Here is a 20,741-nt window from a genome sequence, read left to right on the forward strand (position 1 = left end):
TAACGAATGAACAGGCATCTGGGCCTGAATCGACGATAAGGGGCGTTAGAGAGTTATGTCAGTAGAGGTTCAGACGGAATACCTGAAGCTGCAGAACGAAAAGGAGTCCAACGCACGAGCGTACCCACGGCATTTCCCGCTCGTCATCAGCAAAGCTCAAGGCATCAAGATCACGGATACGGAAGGCCGTGAGTATTACGATTGCTTGGCAGGTGCGGGGACACTCGCGCTTGGACATAACCATGAATCAGTCGTTGGCGCTATTCGAGATGTTCTGGATCAGCAGATTCCATTACATACACTCGATTTGGCCACACCACTTAAGCTTTCGTTTATGCAAGAGATATTCTCTTTACTGCCCGAAGAGATGCGGAATACATCCAAAATTCAGTTCTGCGGCCCAACGGGAGCGGATGCGGTCGAAGCCGCAATTAAGCTGGTGAAGCATGCTACAGGCGGGAAGTCCATTCTGGCTTTCCAAGGCGGATATCACGGTTCAACCCAAGCGACGATGTCCATGAGCGGTAATTTGAGTAAAAAAGAAAACCTGCAAAGTCTCCTGCCGGATGTGCATTTCTTGCCATTTCCCTATGAATATCGTTGTCCGTTTGGCATTGGTGAAGGCATGACTGCCCGATTAAGTGCACAGTATATTGAGAATTTACTGGATGATTGCGAGAGCGGAATAGCTGCACCGTGCGGAGTGATCGTAGAAACGGTACAGGGCGAGGGTGGTGCGATTCCTGCGGATATTGAGTGGCTGAAAGAGTTACGCCGAATCACTGCGGAACGAAATATTCCGCTCATTATTGACGAAGTGCAGACGGGTATTGCACGTACGGGTCGGATGTTTTCGTTTGAACATGCGGGCATCGTGCCTGATGTCATTATTTGCTCGAAAGCCGTAGGTGGAAGTCTTCCCATGTCGGTTGTGATCTATAAGGAGGAGCTGGATCAGTGGAAACCCGGTGCGCATACGGGCACATTTCGTGGCAATCAGCTGGCCATGGCAGCCGGTCTAGCCACGCTCCGTTATATCCGGGAGCATAATGTGATGCAGAACGTGCACCTGCGTAGTGAGCAGTTCATGGCAAGGTTACAAGCGATGAAAAGCCGTTTTGCCGAGATTGGTGATGTTCGTGGCCGAGGGCTCATGATCGGTGTTGAAGTGGTTAACCCGCAAGGGGGCAAGGATCGTCTTGGACATTATCTGCAGCATGGTGAGCTAGCGTCTGTCATTCAGCAACAATGTTTCCGTAACGGACTCATTGTGGAAGTCGGCGGACGTCATTCTGCGGTTGTTCGTTTCTTGCCGCCCCTGAATATTACGGAGAAGGAAGCAGGCGAAGTACTAGCGATCTTTGAGCAATCGGTATCGGACGCCATTGCACTAACGACAACTTTATGCTGAGTGTATCGTTGCTTCGGCGGCATGCGGTTTTACTTGCCATTCTGCTGGGAGCCTTCACGCTTGTGCTTACTAATAGTGCCTTTAACCTCTTGCTTCCGTATTTTATCGAATATTATGACATTTCCGCCACGGCGGGCGGGTGGATCATTGCCCTGTATATGCTCGCCATGACATTAACGATGCCACTGGCTTCCCTGATCGTAGACCGGTTGGGACGCAAGCGGACGTACATGCTGGGTATCTGCATTTACGGGGTATTTTCTGTGCTCGGTGCCTTGCTCCATTCTTACATTGAAGTGCTGCTGATTGTAAGGTTCATGCATGGTGTGGCTGCTGGCCTGATGATTCCTTTATCCCTTGTGTTGCTGTTTGATGTCTACGGCCCGGAGGTTCGGGGGCGCATTACGGGTGCATGGGGACTGCTGCTGATGCTTGCTCCTGCGGCTGGGCCTACTCTTGGCGGATTTATCATTCAGTATGGACGGCTGGAGATGCTGTTCTGGTTGAATGTACCCTTGGCTGTTTTTTCACTGATCGGCTGTGGACGAGTGATTCAAGCCTACACCCCGGCTCGCAGGAAAAAGTGGCATCCATCCAGTGTGCTACGGCTTGTTAGCGCAGTGGGTGCACTCAGTCTGGGCGTACAGGTGTACGCCAGCCCGGCAGTAGCTCCATGGATATCCTGGACACTGATTGTCCTTGGCGTAGTGATGCTTATTCGTTTTATCCAGGTTGAGAATGGACGTGATGAACCGCTGATCCGTTATTCGTTGCTACGGAGAAAAGGGGTATTCCCTCTTACCGTTCTGATCTCCACGATTCAGGATTGTGTCATGTTTGGCGTGATTTTTGCGCTACCCCTGCTTTTTCAGGAGGTATTTCAGCTGTCTCCGGCGCTTTCCGGTGCCTTGTTCATTCCGCTTTCCATCTCCACGAGTCTGTTCATGTGGATCGGAGGAAACCTGCTGGATCGCGGGCGGTCTCTTCAGTTTATCGCTTGGGGAACATTGCTGGTATCGGTATCTATTCTTACGTTTGCCTTCCTTCCCATCGGGGCGTCCGTATGGATCATCGGGTTGCTGATGGCGTGCCGGGGCATTGGCGTAGGCCTGTCCGGTATGAGCATTTCTGCAATTGGACTGCAGGCGTTACCTGAGGAAGACATGCATGAAGGGTCGGTGCTGTCCACAACGATTGAACGACTGGCTTCATCGTTTGCAGTGATGGGCATGACGCTGTATTACGATGTGCGCTGGCAATGGCTCGCCGAACATGGCAGAGAGCTTGAGCTAGCGAAATGGGGGGCTGTTAAAGAAATATGCGTAGGTCTTGGTTGTGCCATTTTGCTGACATTACCTCTAGTCTTACTTATAACTCGAAAGAAGGTTGGCTTCATTGTTCAAAATGGAAAACAAACTCCGGTCCAAGGCGGAGCAACAGGCCGATGAGCATTCCTGCAAGTTGCTGCTGAACTGTTATATCCGTGAGCTTGGGCCGAAAAAAGCAGAACATGTGCAGCTTAACCCGGATACGCTGACGTATATGATTGCTTTTCCAACCAGCCGTGTAAGCGTCATGGGGTTGCTATCCTACTACTCGGCGATGGGGGAGCATGAATATCTCAGCATGAACTGTAATGGACAAGCCGTGCATTACCGGGATCTGGTGCGCTGGATTTCGTCTGAAATTAGTGGAGATCAAGGCCGGGGTGCCGAACGTGTTCGTGAATTTACTCAAAAAGTGGAGAACAGTGTGGCTAACCTGACCTTGTATATGGAGCAGGCGTCCGATCTCGGGATATATGACTATATTACTTCTGAACAATCCCTGCTGTACGGTCATCCGTTTCATCCTTTTCCGAAAAACTCCAGAGGTTTCACTGCCCAGGATGTGCAGCGATATAGTCCAGAACTTCGAACCTCGTTCCAGCTCTGTTATATCGCCGTAAGGCAGGAGGTATATGCAGAGGAATGGGTGCAGCATGCGGACAAAATCGATCTGCAACAGCTTCTGACAGGCCAAGAATGGTCTGTTTCCAAAGAAAAGCTGGACATGTACAGGCTTTTGCCGATCCATCCGTGGCAGTATGCGCACATCTCCGGTCTGAACGAGGTCCAGTCGTATATCCGTGAAGAGAAGTTACTGCTGCTAGGCAGCGCAGGGCCGCTTGCTTACCCGACCTCTTCGGTACGTACAGTGTACATTCCGGACTGGAACTGCAACATCAAGCTATCGCTCAATATGCAGATTACCAACATGATTCGCACCAACAGTGCCGAGCAGATGCGGCGGACACTGGATGCGTCCAGCTATGTGTGGCAACAGGGCTGTTTCGAAGCGGAGCCATATACCCATATCGCATATGAGACAGGTGTAGCGACATGCAGGTTCGAGGACGAAGAACTTACCCGTTTATTCACCGTTGCTTATCGTCCGATTGAGTTCGATGCTGCGAGTACCTATGTATTGTCCAGTCTGGTGGAGTCGCCATTGCCAGGAGCACCATCCCGCTTAGTGACCATGCTGTGTGGTAGACAGGATGATGCCGATGTCGTTGATCGTGACAAGGTAGAGCAGTGGCTGTCACGATACTTGGAATGTTCACTGTTGCCGCTTGTGCGGGCGGCTGGAGAGAAGGGCATTCATTTTGAGGCCCACTTGCAGAATACGTTGGTGACGCTGGACCAGGGCTTGCCGGTTGCTTTTATCGTACGTGATCTGGAAGGGGTCAGTGTGGATGAGCAGTTGGTGGATGGATGGCAGCGGCATGAGCAGAGGGAGGTTCTAAGTTCTAAACCGTCTGAGTTGTTACGTTATTCACGTGAGAAGGCATGGGCGCGAACCTCGTATTATTTTATCGTCAACCATCTGGGATCATTAATTCATGTATTGGCTCGGGATGTGAACGTATCGGAGGAATACTTCTGGATGCAGGTACGTGAGGTGCTTGAGGAAGAATGGGCACGAACAGGTAACGCTTATGCGGAGCATTTGCTGACTGCAGACGCTTTTCTGGCCAAACAAAATCTGGTGAGTTGTCTCACGGGCATTAGTCAGACCCCGGTTTATGTGCCGGTAGGTAACGTCATGAAACGTTTAGGGAGTGAAGCACGTGAGATCCGTGGAAATCGGCAATGAGGCAGAAGAAAAAAAGGGAAGTAAAGTAGCAGGCAGAATAGAAACAGACCCAACTGAAACAGGCGGAACAAGTGGAACAAATAAGATGAACAGCATTAGTGAACCAATCGAACAAAACGAACCTAATAAATCACACGAATCACATGAATCACCCCAATCAAACATAGCGGATGAAAGACATAGAACGCCAAATGACAACGCAGTCCCTGTGTACGTGGAAGTTCAGGAAAGGATCATACGCCAGGCACTGGAAGCGATGTGGTTTGAAGATATTTTGGATCGTCGAGTGAACGGCAGTGAGTGGTCGACCTGCGGTGTTACTGCAAATGGTGAATCCGTGGTGTATACGTGTGACGCAGAGCAGAAGTTTTCGTTTGGAAGGGTGAAGGTGAAGGTTGGATCGATCAAGCGCGAAGGTGTTACCTGCACGGATCTGGATTTATTTTTGGAAGAGATGGTGCTGAATCGTTTGCAGGGTGCGAAACTGACGGCATTGGTTCAGGAGTTGCAAGAAACGATGGCCAAAGACAGTCAGTGCCGGGCTTTGTTGCCTCTTCGCATTCCGGCAGAGGATCGTCACTACGATGCGCTCGAAAGTCACATGACCGATGGTCATCTGTATCATCCGAGCTACAAGTCCAGGTTAGGATTCTCGCTGAAAGACAATCTTGCCTATGGCCCCGAGTTCAATGCCGACGTTCCCCTCGTTTGGGTTGCGGTGAGAAAAGAATTGGCTCAAACGGCTACATCCGATGGGTATGATCTGGCAGCACTGCTGGAACAGCATCTGACCAAGGAGGATTTGCAGCAATTCGGTCAGGTGATTTTGGACAAAACGGCTTCGCTACGTATGGATGCCTACGTTTTGATTCCGATTCATCCGTGGCAATGGGAGCACGCGGTGGAGTCCATATTTGCCAAACAACTTATGGATGGAGACATCATATATCTGGGGACTTCAGCCTCAGCCTATCGTGCGCAACAATCCATTCGTTCCCTCTCGAATCGTGAAAATCCAGAAGCACCTTACATCAAGCTGGCTTTAAGTATTACGAACACATCTAGCACACGTATTCTTGCCCAACATACGACGCAAAACGCTCCCCTGATCAGTGACTGGCTGGGTCAATTGATACGTGAAGATGAGCTGTTGCAGCGCGAGCAGTTTGCCATTTTAAAAGAAATCATGGGGCTTTCGTTCCGTTACGAACAATTACCTGTTACGCAGTACGGCCGCGCTTACGGCACTCTGGGTGCGATCTGGCGGGAAAATGTATCCGTTCACCTGAATGAGGGCGAGACGGCTTGGCCACTGAATGCGCTTATGCTGGTGCAACGAAACGGCGTTCCTTTTATCCAGGAGGCGATCGAACGACATGGGGTCCAGCCATGGGCAGAGGCCTTGGTGCGTACACTCACATTGCCTGTCATTCATCTGTTGTATGCGCACGGAATTGCGTTTGAATGCCACGCACAGAATATCATTTTGGTGCTGGAAAACGAGTTGCCGAAACGCATCATCCTGAAGGATTTACATGATGGCGTTCGTTATGTCCCGGATCGGTTACTACACCCGGAACGTGCACCGAAGTTGCATCCTGAACCGGAAACCCATCGCAAATTCAATCGATATTCGTTCATCTATGCTGGCGATGTGTCGGAGGTACGTGACTATACGTACGATGCGTTCTTTTTTATCTGCATGACGGATATTGTGCTGTCGCTGGAGCCTTATGGTTTGTCCGAAGAAGCTTTTTGGCAACTGTGTGCCGGAGTAATTATGGATTATCAGCAACAACATCCCGAGTATGCCGAGCGGTTTGACATGTTTGATCTTTTGGCAGAGGATGCCCTGATTGAAGAGATGACGAAAAGGCGTTTGTATGGGGATGGAGAGTTATATTTCCGCAAAACAAACAATCCACTCCGGCTAGCCAAGGATATGCTTGAACTGAAGGTAGCAGATCGATGAGAGTGAACACACTTCAGGAAAAGATTGCTCGCAAACAGCAGGTATATGGCCTTTTTGTATCGATTCCGCATCCGATCATCATCGAGATGATTGGTCATGCCAATTATGATTTTGTCATCATTGATCTGGAGCATACGGCAACGTCGATGGAATCGGTAGAAGAGTTGATAAGAGCCGCCGAACTGGTGTGCATCACACCACTTGTACGGATTGCTAAGGTCGAGCGCACGGAAATTCTAAGGGTACTGGACTGCGGGGCACAGGGCATCGTGATTCCCCATGTCGAGACGCTCTCGCAAGTGAAGGAAGCTGTACATCATGCATATTACCATCCATTGGGTATGCGCAGTCTGAACAGCGGACGTGCAGGTGTATTCGGCAAACTCCCGCTAACGGAGTACATTACGGAAGCCAACTCGCAGGTGATGATCGTACCGATGATTGAAAGTGTGAAAGGGGTACGTCAGAGCTCGGAGATTTTATCTCATCCGCAGGTGAGCTTTGTGCTTGAAGGTGCAGCGGACTTATCACAATCGCTTGGTGTGCCCTGGCAGACCAATCACCCGGATGTAAGAGAAGCAATAGGCGTATTGTATGAGAACGCGCAACAATTAGGCGTACCTTATGCAACAGTCACAAGAGGCATCGAAGATATGGCGGTATGGCGTGAGCGTGGTGTGCACATCTATGTGCTGGGGGATGACCGGAATACGGCATTTCGGGCTTACGCCCAAAAGCGGAATGACTATGGAAGCGCAGGTGGACAGTTATGAAAACCAGTGTACAACAAGCCTTAGATGCGATCCAACGCGAAAAGAATGAACCGATCTGCGCGTACATTTACGATCTGGCAGGTATACAGGAGCAGGTACGAGGCATGTTGCAAACGATGCCACGGAATACGAAGTTATTTTATGCCATCAAAGCCAATCCCGATCCACGCATTATTGAAGCGCTGCTTCCACTCGTGAAGGGTTTCGAGGTGGCTTCCATTGGCGAACTGCTCAAGGTTCGGGCGGTGAGCCATGAAGTTCCGATCCTGTTTGGCGGCCCGGGCAAGAAGGAGAGCGAGCTGAAGCTGGCGATCGAGCATAACGTGAGTTATATCCATGTAGAAAGCCTGCTGGAGTTGCGCCGTATCATTGCGATTGTGAAAAAGCGACAGCAGCCCGAGGCGCGTGTGTTGCTCCGCATTAACTTGCGAAGTAATACGCTGCCACAGACCAAAATTGTGATGGGCGGTGGTCCCAGTCCTTTTGGTATCGATGAAGAGGCGGTGGAGGAAGCGATTGAGCTGATTCGTGTGGAAGGCGCGGGTGCGGTGCGGTTATGCGGATTCCATTTCCATTCCCTGTCCAACAATATGGACGCAAGGCTGCATGCCGAGATGATCGATCTATATTTGCAAAAGGTAGAGCGCTGGCAACAGCAACATAACTTGCAGGTGGACGTGGTCAATGCAGGCGGAGGTTTTGGTGTGACGTATGACGGCAGTCCGGGCTTCGACTGGTCTTTGTTTACCGCTCTTTTGCAGCAGAGTGAGGCCAGAAAGCGTCTTGCCGCCCATGGTGGAGAATTGTTTTTTGAATCAGGTCGCTTGTTAGTGGCAGATCACGGTTATTATGCAGCCGAGGTGACGGATATTAAACGTTCGCACGGACAGATGTTTGCCATTTTAAGGGGAGGGACACATCATCTTCGGCTGCCTGCGTCATGGGGACATAATCATCCTTTCCACATTGTATATACGGATCGATGGAAGCACGAGTTTACAAGACCCGAGGTACGAGGAGAGCGAGTCCATATTGTAGGTGAATTATGTACGCCCAAGGATCGTATGCACTCCGATGCAGAGATTGACTGTTTAAGAGTCGGCGATGTGATTGTGTTCGAAAAATCCGGTGCGTACGCCTGGACGATCTCGCACCATGATTTCCTGGGGCATCCGCATCCGGCATTCCACTATTTGATGGAGGGTGATGAACATGTCAACGTTAATGCAACGTTCCAGTCGGCGAACTGCTGAACAGCAGGTAATGGCCGATCTGATGAATATTCTGCTCGCTGAGCAGTTACTTCCGCTGCAAGGTCATCATTTTGTTGATTTTGCTACTGCCCCCGCACAGCTTAAACAGTTATATCAAGGGGTTGAAAATCATTGGGAAAAGAGCCACGAGAAAAATCGTACAACGCGTCAAACAGCTGGTGTACAGACCCATACTGAGTATAACTTAAGTGAGCATAACTCTGTGAAGGATAGCTTTACTGGGAATAGCTCCAGTGAGAATAACTTTACTGGGATCGACTCCAGTGGGGATAACTCCATTGCGAGCAATGTCAGCGGCAACAATATGAATAACCATAGCTTCAATAAAAACAACTCCAATAAGGTTGACTCTATTCGGGATACGTCCGCAGTTACGCTGCCTTTCAGTCTGGGTTTGCATACCGAAGGGGTGCTTTGTCTAGTTGAACATGGGGTAAAGCAGGGCATTCAGTGGGTTCAGGGATCACCGATCTATCAGCAACAATCGGATGGAAGGTGGGCGATGCTGGATACTCCGGCGGCCGTGGGGCGTGCGGTATTACAACGGGCATTATCCGAAGATGAATTTAAGCAACCGGGTGTGGCAGATTTTCTGTCAAGTTTGGACCTGGCTGTAGAGCAGTATGAACTTGGTTGGAATCAGGTTCAGACGTTGTCCGCTTACCATCCGAAGTCTGCGTATGAATGGTTTGTGAAAAGTGAGCGCATTGCAGCACTCCGGGATCGCCCGTTCCATCCTTCCTCCAAAGCAAAGATTGGATTCAGCGCCGAAGATGTTAAGGCATATGCGGCTGAGTTCGGGAAAGTGATCCGGCTACGCTGGGTAGCGATCAAGCGGGATGCTGTGCAGCAAGGATGTGAGGACGGCTTGTCGATTCTGAATATGCTCTATGATGCTCAGCGAGAGGAAGTCCAGGCTGAATGCTCTCGCAGAGGTTTGTCGATGAACGAGTACTTGCCTATGCCCGTGCATCCTTGGCAGCTGGAACACATCATTTTGCCGCGGTTTACGAAAGAAATCGTAGAAGGCAGCGTTGTGGTGCTTGACGTGCAGATTGGAGATGTATTTGCTACCTCATCTCTACGGTCGATGGCTCAAACTGCTGAGTCTGCACTCATGCTCAAGTTGCCTGTTAGTGTCCTGTCACTTGGTGCTGCACGATATCTTCCGGTGGTTAAGCTGCTGAATGGACTTGTGGGAGAGAAGATGTTAAGGCAGGCAGTGGCTTGTGACGAGACATTGAAAGACAAGGTATACATGTGTGAGGAGCAGAACTGGTGGGGCTTCATGCCCGAATCGATGGGATTGTTCGACGATCACCCGCGGCATCTGGCGGCACAGATTCGTGTCTATCCCGCAGAACTGCTGGATGATGCCTACAAAATTGTGCCAATGGCTGCACTTGGCGTCAATCTGGATGGGCATCATCTATTGAGCGAAATTGCGGGCGGGAATTTGAGAGTAGAAGATGTCCTGGAGTTCTACAATCGAATTGCGACTACATTTTATGATATCGTGATGCGTTTGTTCAAGGTGGGGGTTGTACCGGAGATTCATGGTCAGAACTGCTGTCTGGTGTTAGAACATAATCAGGTGAAGGGACTATTATTCCGGGATCATGACTCCGTGCGTTTGCATCAACCGTATTTGGACAAGCACGGGATTGCTGATCCTGGATACCATATTCGTCCGGGGTATTCGAACAGTCTCTATAATGAGACGATCCAGAAGCTGATTTTTTATGTGCAGTCCCTTGGGACGCAGGTGAATCTGGCTGCGATCATGGAGGCGATGAGCGAAGTGTACCACATCCCGGAAACGAAGTTCTGGGAGATCACGGAGCAAGCCTGGCGGGAAGCGCTGCACCAGGTGCAGCTTCCCGAGACGGATCGGGCCACGCTGGAGCGCGTGATCTTCGAGAGCGAGGCGTGGCCTGTGAAGTTAGTTGTCCGTCCGCTGCTTGAGGCGGACGGTGTGCCAGGCGCGATGCCATCGGGCAAAGGCCAAGGGTGGAACCCTTTTTACAAGGCATAGGATTGGGTGGGAGTGTTCCTCCGATACCTTAACAACGCTAACGATCTCAGATGAGCTTATTGGAGTGATATGGGGGCCACCGGAATTCTAACGATCACCAGGAAGCTTATTTCGCAAAAAACATAGGATTTTCAGCTCTTTTCGCTTCGTTTTCTCCAAATAGGGTTCCCTGAGATCGTTAGAACATAAAACGGTGTAATTTTACCTAAATAGCGTCTCTGGTGATCGTTAGAAAAAAGGACAGGTGGTAAGGGGAGGGGCTGAAGTTAGCGAGGCTTAATTAGAGAGCCGTAATTAGAGAGGCATAAATACAGTGAGAATAAAAACAGAATTTCAACTGGTATCAGCCATTTAGAGGTGGCCCGTGCGCGGGTTGCCTTCTTTTTTTCCTTTTTTGATGTTGGTTTCGTCGTAGATTGTGAGGTCAGATTAAAGTAGCATGCGAGAAAAGATTGACGTAAAGAATGAAGGTGAGATATGAAAACGTTCACTTTTTTGTTTGATTAGTTAGATTAAATTACGTTACAAAGATGAGACAAATGGTATAATTAGTGCACTGTTAACTAGCAAGTTGTATCTTTTTATCATTTAACGAAAAGGTTTTCGATATGGGAATGAAATCAGGCAGTTAAACGTAATAACTATTCAACCAGAAGAGAGTGAGAAATGACATGAATGTGAAGAGACTTTTTAATGAGGGATGGCAATTTGCCAAAAGTGACTTAAGTGTTGCGAAGCTGACGGAGCCTTATACAGGAACTGAAAATATTGAAGATGTGAATTTTACTGAGCAAACTAATCACACTGAGCCAACGGATCATATTGACCCTATTAATGCTATTGATTCCACTGAACTTGCTAACTTTACCGATCTTCCCAATTCTACTGACCCTACTGTTGATACTGAACTTACTAAGCCTATTGATCTGACTAAGCTTTCCTTCGAGGCGGTTGAGCTTCCCCATGATTGGCTGATCTATAATACGCTGGATTTATATGAGAACAGTATCGGGTGGTATCGTAAGACGTTTCATTATGTGAAGCATGATCAGCAGCAGGTGATTCTGTGTTTTGATGGGGTATATATGGATTCATCCGTATATGTGAACGGACAGTTTGTTGGGGAGTGGAAGTATGGTTACTCTGCGTTCGAGCACGAAATTACGAATGCGTTGTTGGACGGGGTTAACGAAATTTTGGTCAAAGTTGTGCATCAGAGTCCGAACAGCAGGTGGTATTCCGGGGCGGGTATCTATCGTAATGTGTGGCTGAAAACGAGAAGTCGCAACCACATCGTAACGGATGGTATCTATGTCTCTATGCGGCAGCAACCGGATGGTTGGCAGGTGGAGGTAGATACAGAGCTGTGTCTGGAACAGAATCAACGTGCGCAGTTGATCCATACGATTCTATATAAAGGTGAGGTCATTGCATTCTCTCAGGCGGAGATTGTGGCGGATGCCGCTACGGGGACGGATCGAGGTACAAATCTTACAAGTGCGAATACCAATACAAGTACGGATATTAGTGCAATGGGAGATGCAGATGAACGCGCTAAAGCGCATGAACGGGCTAAAGTACATGCACAACCAATTCAGTTTACAAACAGCCAGCAGCTTAATGTGCTCAATCCCAACTTATGGAGTCCGGACGTACCCCACTTATATGATCTCGTAACAGAACTACGTCTGATCTCGGAAGAGCAGCCTGAGGAGGTTATCGAGTCTATACCACAGCGGATCGGATTCAAACAGGTCAGACTGGATGCTAGCGAAGGTTTCTACCTCAACGATGTCAAAATGAAATTGAATGGTGTTTGCGAACACCATGATCTCGGCGCATTAGGGTCTGCGTTTAACGTGACAGCGATGAGAAGAAGGTTTGTTTTGCTGAAAAAGATGGGGGTCAACGCAATTCGAACCGCGCATAACATGCCGGCGAAAGAGTTCATGGAACTTGCCGATGAGATGGGCATGCTGGTGGTGTCCGAAGCATTTGATATGTGGGAACGGGCGAAGACGCCGTATGACTATGCCAGGTTTTTCACCGAGTGGGCACATGCCGACGTAAGAAGTTGGGTGAGACGTGATCGGAATCACGTCAGTCTGATCATGTGGAGTATCGGGAACGAAATCTATGATACCCATGCGGATGAGCGCGGCCAGGAAGTGACTCGCATGCTGATGGAGTATGTGCAGGAATTTGATCCGAAAGGAAACGCACGGGTGACGATTGGTTCGAACTACATGCCTTGGGAAAATGCTCAGAAATGTGCGGATATCGTGAAGCTGGCTGGCTACAACTATGCGGAAAAATATTATGACCAGCACCATGCCGAGCATCCGGACTGGATTATCTATGGCAGTGAGACCTCTTCGGTCGTGCAAAGTCGGGGCATTTATCACTTCCCATACGAACAACCTGTTCTGGACGATGATGACGAGCAGTGCTCGGCACTCGGAAACAGCACGACCAGTTGGGGAGCGAAATCGCCGGAGTATTGCATCATCGCTGAGCGCGATCATCCGTTTTCTCTGGGGCAATTCCTGTGGACAGGATTCGATTACATCGGCGAACCGACGCCGTATCATACGAAGAATTCATATTTTGGACAGCTGGACACGGCTACGTTTCCGAAAGACTCGTATTACATTTATCAAGCCGCCTGGACGGATTATAAAAAAAGTCCAATGGTGCATCTATTCCCTTACTGGGATTTCAGCCCTGGTCAGATCATTGATGTTCGCGTGTGCAGTAACGCACCCAAAATTGAATTGCAACTCAATGGCGAAACCATCGGAACGTATGATATCGACCATGCCCATGGAACCCAGTTGTCCGGCTGGTGGAAAGTACCGTTTGAGGAAGGTGAGCTGAAAGCCATCGCTTATGATGAGCATGGTACGGTGATTGCTACCGATGAACAGCGTTCTTTTACCGATGCGAAGAAAGTACGACTGCTCGGGGATCGACAGGAGTTGCAAGCCAATGGCAAAGACCTTATTTTTGTGGAAATTTCGGTTGAAGACGAAGCAGGTCATCCGGTGCACAATGCGAATAACCGTGTGCAGGTGAAGGTGTCCGGTGCGGGACGTTTGCTCGGTTTGGATAACGGGGATAGCACGGACTATGACCCGTATAAAGGGCTAAGCAGAAGATTGTTCAGCGGTAAATTGATGGCGATTATCGGTTCAACCCATGAGGCAGGAACAATCCAGATCGAGGTGTTTTCGGAAGGATTAGAAGGAGCAACAGCTACATTCGAATCTAAAGTAGTGGATGAGGGGCGAAAATCCATAACAGCGGGTGCGAAACCTGTATTCATGAAAAATGAAAAGCGTCCGGTACTGACGGGCAACGCTCAGGAAATACCTCTGCGGAAAATTGAAATCATCAGTGAATCAGGACAGATTCTTGATGCCTCTAACCCGGAAGTGATGGTTACAGCCAAACTGTACCCGGAGGATACCACTTATCGTGATGTGCAATGGTCTGTTGTAAACGATGCTGGCATCGTGTCCAATATTGCCAAGGTGGAAGTGATCGCTTCTGGAACGGGCGACGAGCCAGGTTCACAGAGTGTAGACGTAGACGAGAAAAGGCATAGGGTCAGAGTATCAGCTATGGGCGACGGGGCGTTCCGCCTGCGTGCAACCAGCAACAACGGTACAGACAAACCCAAACTCATCTCCCAACTGGAGTTCAAAGCAGAAGGTTTGGGTACAGCCTACAAAGATCCATATGGATTTATCTCAGGTGGTCTGTACGACTATACCAAAGGTGATGTGGGCAACGGTAATGAACGTGGCGTAGCTACCAGCAGGGACAGTGAAACTCATGTGGGCTTCCGGAATATCGACTTCGGCCCATACGGCTCGGATACGATCACGATTCCCATTTTTGCGCTGTCGAGTGAAACGTATTTCCTTCAAATCTGGGAAGGTATGCCGGGTGAAGAGGGCAGTGTGATGATTGCCGATGTTATATATGACAAGGAATCGATATGGAATGTATACCAGGAGGAGACGTACCGTCTGTCCAAACGACTCAGCGGCATTACGTCGATCTGTTTTGTGCTGCAACAGAAGATTCATATTAAGGGCTTTTCATTTGAACGCCAAAGCAGGACTTTTGAAACTAATGTAGCTGCGTCTTGCGATCATCTGTACGGAGATACGTTCACGATTGAGGACGACCGTGTGGCAGGCATAGGCAATAACGTTTCGCTGGAGTTTGAGCAGATGGACTTCACGAGTGAAGGTGCATCCAAACTAGTGATCTATGGCGCTTCAGCGATAGATAAAAACACGATTCATATCCGCTTCTCGGGTGCGGACGGACAGAGCAATCAACTCGTGGAGTTCACCCAATCGGAAGGATACGAGGAACGGACATTTGAATTAGAACCGGTATATGGGGAGCAAAAGGTAACTTTTATTTTTCTGCCAGGTAGTCAGTTTGATTTTGGCTGGTTCCGGTTCGAGAAGGAATAAGGAAGAGCGCATATTACCTAAGTACACATGCTTCGTATACGTACGAATTATACGAGCATATAAATATAAAAAACACCTCTAGCGAAAATAAATAAACCCTCCTGAAATCTCGGATGTTGCTTCTTAACAGCCATTGATTTCAGGAGGTTTTTTTCAGTTCGTGTGTATGCTCAGCATTCTAAGCTTTCTACAAGTATTGATTTACATGCGTATGTGCATCGCATCTGGTATTGCCTGTAGTACTCTACTCTACTTGACTTCATCAATCGTTACTTTGGCGGTGTTACTGTCCCAGGTTACGTTCAGCCCAAGCCCCTGTAACATGTCATAAGGTGCTGTGGTAGCTCCAGAGTAGTTGCCTATGGGTTCACGTAGTGATATGACCTGTTCTTCCTGCGGTTCAAGCTTATTCAAGCTAGATACCGTGTATTGAAGTTCATTCGGTTTAATCGTAATGATCCGATCGTTATATTTTAAGGTATAGTGGCTTATGAATCCATCCGCGGTATGCACTTCAAATGTTGCTCCAAGTGCTAACGCAATCGTTTTGATCGGAAGTTGGAGCGTTTCGCTCGTTTCTACGGCAGGATATACGGATTGCAACAGTTTGCCGTTCACATAGATATCTGTACCTAGCTTAGCTTGAACAGGGATGTACACCATGCCCCCCGGTGATGTGGCCGGTGCACCTGCCTCCTGATATTTGTCACCACCCCATCCCCAGACGTTTCCATCGGAGGAAAGTGCAAGACTATGGTAGTACCCGGCAGACACACCTTTGATATCCGATAACTGCTTTATTTTCCCTTGTTTGCCCGTTACGGTGTTTCCGAAGCTGTACACCTCGCCTTTTGTAGTCACCAGAAGGACATAATTGGAGCTTGCATCCAACGTTTTCACTTTAAGTTCGTGGTGATATGGAATCCGTTTTCCTTGCCCATCCAGTCTCCAGACTCTACCTTTCGAATCGAGCGCCATCAGTTGCCCGCCTTTACTCGTGATGAACGTGATATTGGTCAATCCTTTGACTGGCTTTGCTTTGGAAGGGGGACTGCCCGCTTTATCCGCTTCTTTCCATGTCCAGACAGAACCGTCTTTTTTCAACGCATATCCATCGTAACCAGAAAGCGTGGTTTGCACGACATTTTTCAAACCGCTGATTCGGTGCAGGGTGGGCTTCTTCCCCGCCTCCTCGTTCATCGTGTTAGGAAGCTTCTGAGGTGGGGTCTGCCAGGATTGAACGGTACCATCCCGAAGGAGGGCTACACTCATGAAAGATCCTGCGGTAACATCTCTAGCATCGGTGATGCCAGGAACTTGACTGGGGGTTCTGCCATCTCCCCACTGCCACACGGTTCCGTCTGTTTGAACAGCTAAACTGTATCCCCCACCGGAGTTAGAGATTGCGGTGACAGTGGATAACCGCGGAATACGGACAGGACTGAATGTATGGCGAAATCTCACTGTGTCGCTGATTCCCAGCTCTCCTAACAGGTTTCGTCCCCATGTCCAGACAGAACCGTCACTTCTTAACGCCACCGTGTAATAGTAACCTCCTGCTACTTGAGTGTAGTGGAGTTCCTGAGCTGTATTGGAAGTTACAGAGGATTCGGGGGAGGAGCCTGAAGAGAAGGCCGAGACTGCTCGATCTGGAGCGCTCCCTGTGAAAGCCTGCTCGTCCTTGGCTGCGTACGTAGTAGAGACCGAAGGCAGCGTAGCTATGAGCAAAGTAGAGACAACACCAGCTGAAACCAGAATTTTACCGAAGTGGCGAAGGGATGTGCTTTGTTGCGTGCGGGCCGGATTGGCCAGCGAGGAAGAGGATGCTTTTTCTGTTGTTACATGATTAGCTTGATTATCGGAATACATAAGATCGCCTCTTTTGGAAGGATGATGGTAAAAATGGAAGTGCTGATAAATAAACGTAAGAACTAGCATAAAGGTTACACGTTTTGAAGAGATTTCAACAAAAAAGTTGCAGGGGATGTTGCAGAGTTTGGACACTCATTTTCAAAAAATGTAACCTATCCAGCCCGGGTCACGTTGTACATATGAGGTGATTGCAATGGGAAAATACGTAATGATGTTATGTTTGGCAGTTGTACTCGCAACAGGCTGTAGTTCGAATGATTCGCAGCAGACTGCCGATCCGGTAGAGAAAAGAAGCCCTTTTCCTGCCATAGTCGAGCCGCATAACGGGGAGCAAGCAGCAGAAAGTGGAGATGTTGTCTTTCTTTTGGGGCAGATGCGAAACCGAGATAAGTGGGAATCTTTTTTGCAAAATGTGAAAAAGAATCAACCGGATCATGTCCGGGTCACCATGTATACGATTGAAGGCGATCCCATCATCCATGAGCTAATCTATGACGGTACGCTGTTTCAATCCACCTATGATGCCACAAGAGATAAGTATGGCTCCAGAGAAGAGATCACGACGAATACTTGCAAGGGATTGGAACTGACCAAAATCGAGCGAGGAGAATCAGTGTACGTTTTAACCGATTGTGAAAAGCAAAATGTATTCTACATTCCAAACATGCAGGAGGAAGAGAGGAGTCAAGAATGATAAAGCATGAAAGAAGAATGTGAAAGGAGGGACTCTGAAAGGATGAACACGAAAAGGAGTACCTATAAAAAAGAGGTGCTCGGTTGGGATTCTTTTGGGATATGAACAGGTTTATATAGAGTAGGGTAGATTACCGAACTTTTATTTTTCCTATGAAAGGGATCATCACATGAGAAATGCACTAACAGATTGGCAAGCTTCATCTCAGTTCTATCATTCGGTTCTTGTCCAGAGACAGCTGGCCCCGATCTTGCAGGAGGCATGGTTGAAGCAGTTTATGGAAGGGATCATGTGGGTGCTTCTGGGCATTATTGCTGTTCAGTTACTGCTCTGGGTGAGGGCTCGCTTAAGCAAGGGGCCTTTTACAGACGAAGAAGTGGAGCAAGCAGATCCGTTATTTCTAGCCTATTTGCGGAGCAAGGGCCAGCTGAAGTTGAAGGACACGCAGGCGACCATGTTCCATTTAACACGTAAAGGCATATTGTCGATGCGAGTTGTGAAAACCAAAGGACGATATCGGAATGACCCGGGGGAAAGCAATCCTCAACTTAGACCCAAAACAACATTGGAGTACAGTGTGGAATCTTCGGTTGCTAGCAGTTCGCCGGATGAACAGGGTCTGCTACAATGGTTGTTCTCTACCTATGGTTTCGGTAAACAACGGCTGAGGCTCGATGCTTTGGCTGGACCAAGCGAAGGGGAAAGTAAGCGGAGAGAAGCCATGAAGTACTACCAGCTTAAAGAGAAGGCGCTGAGCGAAGGCGTTCAGTCGTGGAAGGAACAAGTCGTAGAGACGAGAGGCTGGGAACAGCTGATTCGAACACCGATGCTTTTGCGATTGCTTGTCTATGTCATGTTTCCTATTCTGATGCTCTTTACAGGTATCGTGTGTTTTGTAGAGCCTGTATCTGTGCCGGGTGTGATAGGTCTGGCAGTTACGATGGTGATCTGGTGTTTGGCTATTCGGAAAATTCATGTGCGTTTGCTCTATCAAGCGGCTTGCGTAGGATTAATGATCAGCCTTACCTTGGCGATCGATGGCAATTCAGCTTTTACTTCATCGCTGTACGGTATGATTTTTCTGTCCATTTTTGTTCGTTTGTTCTTACCTGCTAGAGTAGTTGCCCCGTCTGCGAGAGATTGGGAGGCCTCTATGCGTAACTGGCGTAAACGATACAGAAAAGGCATTCCAGTCGAGCGTTTGAGTGAGTCTGCAGAAGTGCTGGAGCAGATCATTCAGACTGCTCTGGTGCTGGGCATTGGATCACGATGCGTGCGCAAAACAGAATGGTCTGTGTTACAGCAACATCATGATCCGGAGCTCAGACGCCTTGCGGATCGTGAACCTGCATCAGATAACAGTGTACCTGGATTAACAACATTAAAACATACACCTCTATTGGTGCTAGCTTTGCATTTGCGAGGTATATTCAGGGCGATGTTTGCGGCAGAATTTCCGTTTGATCGTACCAATTATGTCTTCGCCACGCTATTCCCGGATTCGGGTGGAAGCAGCGGTCACACTTCGGTCAATACGGATAGCTACAGCGGGGGCGGTCATCACCACGGATCAGACAGCGGAGATTCCGGCGGAGGCGGGGACTCGGGCGGCGGTGGAGATTAATTAATTATTTTGGATTGGAAAGATGCTTCCACTAGACGCCTAATCTTCATATGGGAGCTGGAATAGAAATAATACAACAAAATAAATAGGATATGCATACATGTGCAAGCTTGGTTGACTAGAGTAGTTACCTAATTACCGAATTGCTGAGAGAGAAAATGATCCTTCTGTTCAATTCCAAAGACAATTTCCATTTGTTAAAATTTAGGTATAACGACTATGATCAGGTTTGGTGGTGATAACGGCATGTTGCGGATTCAGGTACACCCCGATGAATTGGATGCCAAGGCACGTTATGTTCAGCAATGTAAATTGGATTTGGACCGAATGGTTCGTGAACTGGATAAATCTCTGAATATGCTACAATCCGAATGGTCTGGGGTTACACAAGAAAAGTTCTTCTGGGATTTTATGGAGGTCAAGCATGTTTTCCCGTCAACACTCGGCATGCTGGATAATATTCAGAAGGAGTTTACCTTTATTGCGAATAATTTCAGGATGACAGACGACACAGGTGAGGTGGCTCTGTACATCCCCAATGAGTTGAAACCAAGTTTTTTCACTGGAGCCGTGGACAAAGCTATTGGTGACACCGTTACAGGTCTGGGCGAGACAGCCGAAGCACTCATCTATAATCCGTTAAGCACATTAGGCAGTTTGGCTTATGCGATGACTCTAGGTAAGGTAGTTGACGCTGGACGTGGACTCGCGTTTGCTTGGGATGCGGCCTGGGGCAACGGAACAGCAAGGTCTGACATCGAGCAGTTCGTGGATGAGAAGAAAAAGCAACTCGACGAGGACGAGTCAGGTTATGTTAAAGGTGCGATGGTCGGCCAGGCCCTCTCTTATTTTATCTTCGGCAGAGCCTTACACCCGAAGGAACGTCATGAATCGGGTGGAGGAGGGGGAGGTAAGAAAGAGACTGAGCAGGGGAATGTAAAAGAAGGGAATGCAGGCACTGTTCAGAAACAAAAGGAAATAATTAAATCTTTTAAACATTTGAGTGATTTTGAAAAAAATACTCTAATGCAAAGAGCACGTGATGGAGTTATTAATCCTGAAAAATGGACAGGAACTATATCAGGAGTGAAAGAGTTTAAGAACGTTGATGAATTTAAAATAGCTGATAGATGGCTCCGAGAGGGGAAAAATGTAGAAAAGTTAGCTGATGTTAAGGGGAAGGATGGGAACTTAGTTCCAGGTGCTGACTTTAATGTAGATGAAGTAATTATTGAAGCGAAAACAGCTAAAAGTAAAAATATAAATACCACTTCTAAAAAAGCCATTGAGGCAATCAATAGACAGGGAGAAAATGTTGTAATAGATGGTAGAGAAGTTGGATATACAGTTGAAGATGCAAAACGGATTATAGAAATAATCAATAGAAAGACGGGAGGAAAAGGAAATACAGAGATTTGGATAAATGACGGATCTGTTATTAAAAATTAATAAAAG

Annotated in this window: 12 protein-coding genes; 11 read left to right on the forward strand and 1 reads right to left on the reverse strand. The window is 48.3% G+C overall.

Features of this window, described 5'->3' with window-relative positions; genetic code table 11:
* The first annotated feature begins 55 nt into the window (after nucleotides 1-55).
* From FS818_RS15115 to FS818_RS15150, 8 genes are all read left to right on the forward strand, one after another.
* Nucleotides 56-1,411: a diaminobutyrate--2-oxoglutarate transaminase gene (locus FS818_RS15115; RefSeq protein ID WP_145333001.1), complete on the forward strand. Its 1,356-nt coding sequence runs from the start codon at nucleotides 56-58 to the stop codon at nucleotides 1,409-1,411.
* Complete coding sequence (locus FS818_RS15120; RefSeq protein ID WP_145333002.1) at nucleotides 1,405-2,859, forward strand: MFS transporter; 1,455 nt, start codon at nucleotides 1,405-1,407, stop codon at nucleotides 2,857-2,859. The genes FS818_RS15115 and FS818_RS15120 overlap by 7 nt, the downstream gene beginning before the upstream one ends.
* Nucleotides 2,816-4,549, forward strand: a complete 1,734-nt coding sequence (locus FS818_RS15125; RefSeq protein ID WP_260989881.1) for an IucA/IucC family protein — start codon at nucleotides 2,816-2,818, stop codon at nucleotides 4,547-4,549. The genes FS818_RS15120 and FS818_RS15125 overlap by 44 nt, the downstream gene beginning before the upstream one ends.
* The gene (locus FS818_RS15130; RefSeq protein WP_260989882.1) at nucleotides 4,524-6,521 is read left to right on the forward strand and encodes an IucA/IucC family protein; all 1,998 of its coding nucleotides are present in this window, start codon (nucleotides 4,524-4,526) and stop codon (nucleotides 6,519-6,521) included. The genes FS818_RS15125 and FS818_RS15130 overlap by 26 nt, the downstream gene beginning before the upstream one ends.
* Nucleotides 6,518-7,294: an HpcH/HpaI aldolase family protein gene (locus FS818_RS15135; protein ID WP_145333003.1), complete on the forward strand. Its 777-nt coding sequence runs from the start codon at nucleotides 6,518-6,520 to the stop codon at nucleotides 7,292-7,294. Before FS818_RS15130 ends, FS818_RS15135 begins: the two co-directional genes overlap by 4 nt.
* The gene (locus FS818_RS15140) at nucleotides 7,291-8,547 is read left to right on the forward strand and encodes a type III PLP-dependent enzyme (protein WP_145333004.1); all 1,257 of its coding nucleotides are present in this window, start codon (nucleotides 7,291-7,293) and stop codon (nucleotides 8,545-8,547) included. Before FS818_RS15135 ends, FS818_RS15140 begins: the two co-directional genes overlap by 4 nt.
* Entirely contained in the window at nucleotides 8,507-10,603 is a 2,097-nt protein-coding gene (locus FS818_RS15145; RefSeq protein ID WP_260989883.1) for an IucA/IucC family protein, read from the forward strand. The genes FS818_RS15140 and FS818_RS15145 overlap by 41 nt, the downstream gene beginning before the upstream one ends.
* A 671-nt stretch (nucleotides 10,604-11,274) precedes the next feature.
* The gene (locus FS818_RS15150; protein WP_260989884.1) at nucleotides 11,275-15,096 is read left to right on the forward strand and encodes a glycoside hydrolase family 2 TIM barrel-domain containing protein; all 3,822 of its coding nucleotides are present in this window, start codon (nucleotides 11,275-11,277) and stop codon (nucleotides 15,094-15,096) included.
* 249 nt (nucleotides 15,097-15,345) lie between these two features.
* On the opposite strand, the gene FS818_RS15155 is transcribed toward FS818_RS15150, so the two are convergent.
* A complete protein-coding gene (locus FS818_RS15155) occupies nucleotides 15,346-16,965 on the reverse strand; it encodes a stalk domain-containing protein (RefSeq protein WP_186375497.1) in 1,620 nt (539 codons plus the stop codon).
* Between the two features lie 196 nt (nucleotides 16,966-17,161).
* On the opposite strand from FS818_RS15155, the gene FS818_RS15160 reads away from it, so the two are divergent.
* From FS818_RS15160 to FS818_RS15170, 3 genes are all read left to right on the forward strand, one after another.
* Complete coding sequence (locus FS818_RS15160; RefSeq protein ID WP_145333006.1) at nucleotides 17,162-17,662, forward strand: DUF4362 domain-containing protein; 501 nt, start codon at nucleotides 17,162-17,164, stop codon at nucleotides 17,660-17,662.
* A gap of 169 nt (nucleotides 17,663-17,831) precedes the next feature.
* Nucleotides 17,832-19,286, forward strand: a complete 1,455-nt coding sequence (locus tag FS818_RS15165) for a DUF2207 family protein (protein ID WP_145333007.1) — start codon at nucleotides 17,832-17,834, stop codon at nucleotides 19,284-19,286.
* A gap of 219 nt (nucleotides 19,287-19,505) precedes the next feature.
* Complete coding sequence (locus tag FS818_RS15170) at nucleotides 19,506-20,735, forward strand: WXG100 family type VII secretion target (protein WP_145333008.1); 1,230 nt, start codon at nucleotides 19,506-19,508, stop codon at nucleotides 20,733-20,735.
* Nucleotides 20,736-20,741: the final 6 nt, after the last annotated feature.

The organism is Paenibacillus xylanexedens, assembly GCF_007680605.1.
In the GTDB taxonomy this organism is placed as follows: domain Bacteria; phylum Bacillota; class Bacilli; order Paenibacillales; family Paenibacillaceae; genus Paenibacillus; species Paenibacillus xylanexedens_B.